This is a genomic window from Escherichia sp. TW14182, from assembly GCF_000208525.1.
In the GTDB taxonomy this organism is placed as follows: Bacteria; Pseudomonadota; Gammaproteobacteria; order Enterobacterales; family Enterobacteriaceae; genus Escherichia; species Escherichia ruysiae.
In genome coordinates, this window is record NZ_AEJZ01000398.1 from 1 (window position 1) to 1,038 (window position 1,038).

Consider the following 1,038-nt stretch of genomic DNA (forward strand, 5'->3'; position numbering starts at 1 on the left):
TGTTGAAGCTCTACGAACAACGACGAACAACAACAAACAAGAAAACACAATAATTCAATATATATCAAACACATACACAAACAACCACGAACAACCCCGAACCACAAAAAACACTAAATGAGAAAATACGGGTATTTCTCAGCCTTCACGCAGAAGGGCACCCCGAGTCGTTTGGTTGCGATAATAAATCGCAGAGGAGGATGGTAATGTCCGGCGCGCGCGTTGTAAACGAGGAAAAACGGCAGTATTACAATAACGTCACGAAACTATTTTATATACGAATCCAGCACCTTAAGGACAACATCCAGGTCTTCTTCACGCTTTAGTTCATCGCCCTGGTGAACAATGTGTTCCGTCAGATGACCTTTAATCACTTCCCGCATCAGGCCGTTTACCGCGCCACGAATGGCGGCAATCTGTTGTAGAACGGCAGCACATTCATGCGGTTCGTCGAGCATTTTCTTAAGCGCGACGACCTGTCCCTGAATCTTACTGGCGCGCGCTTTCAGTTTCTGTTTGTCGCGGATGGTATGAGACATAACAACACCTGGTTAACAAGATAATGAAAAATCATAGCACTATTAATCTACTGGGGGGTAGTATCATGTACTGGGGGGGAGTAGAATCTCTGCATCCATTTAATACTAAGAATTATTATCATGACTGAATTTACCACTCTTCTTCAGCAAGGAAACGCCTGGTTCTTCATCCCCAGCGCCATCTTACTCGGTGCACTTCATGGTCTGGAGCCTGGGCACTCAAAAACGATGATGGCGGCGTTTATCATCGCCATTAAAGGTACGATTAAACAGGCGGTGATGCTTGGACTGGCAGCAACCATTTCGCATACTGCGGTAGTCTGGTTGATTGCCTTTGGCGGGATGGTGATCAGCAAACGCTTTACTGCGCAGTCGGCGGAACCGTGGCTACAGTTAATTTCTGCGGTCATCATTCTCGGCACCGCATTATGGATGTTCTGGCGCACATGGCGCGGTGAACGAAACTGGCTTGAGAATATGCACGGGCATGATCACGAGC

1 protein-coding gene and 1 pseudogene are annotated in these 1,038 nt (G+C 47.0%); one reads left to right on the plus strand and one right to left on the minus strand.

Annotation, left to right across the window (positions count from 1 at the left end; translation table 11 throughout):
* Positions 1-266 precede the first annotated feature (266 nt).
* Positions 267-539, minus strand: a complete 273-nt coding sequence (rcnR, locus tag EQY_RS0122390) for a Ni(II)/Co(II)-binding transcriptional repressor RcnR (protein ID WP_000019944.1) — start codon at positions 537-539, stop codon at positions 267-269.
* A gap of 120 nt (positions 540-659) precedes the next feature.
* Here rcnR and rcnA point away from each other — a divergent pair.
* A pseudogene (rcnA, locus tag EQY_RS0122395) lies at positions 660-1,038 on the plus strand (nickel/cobalt efflux protein RcnA); the annotation flags it as partial.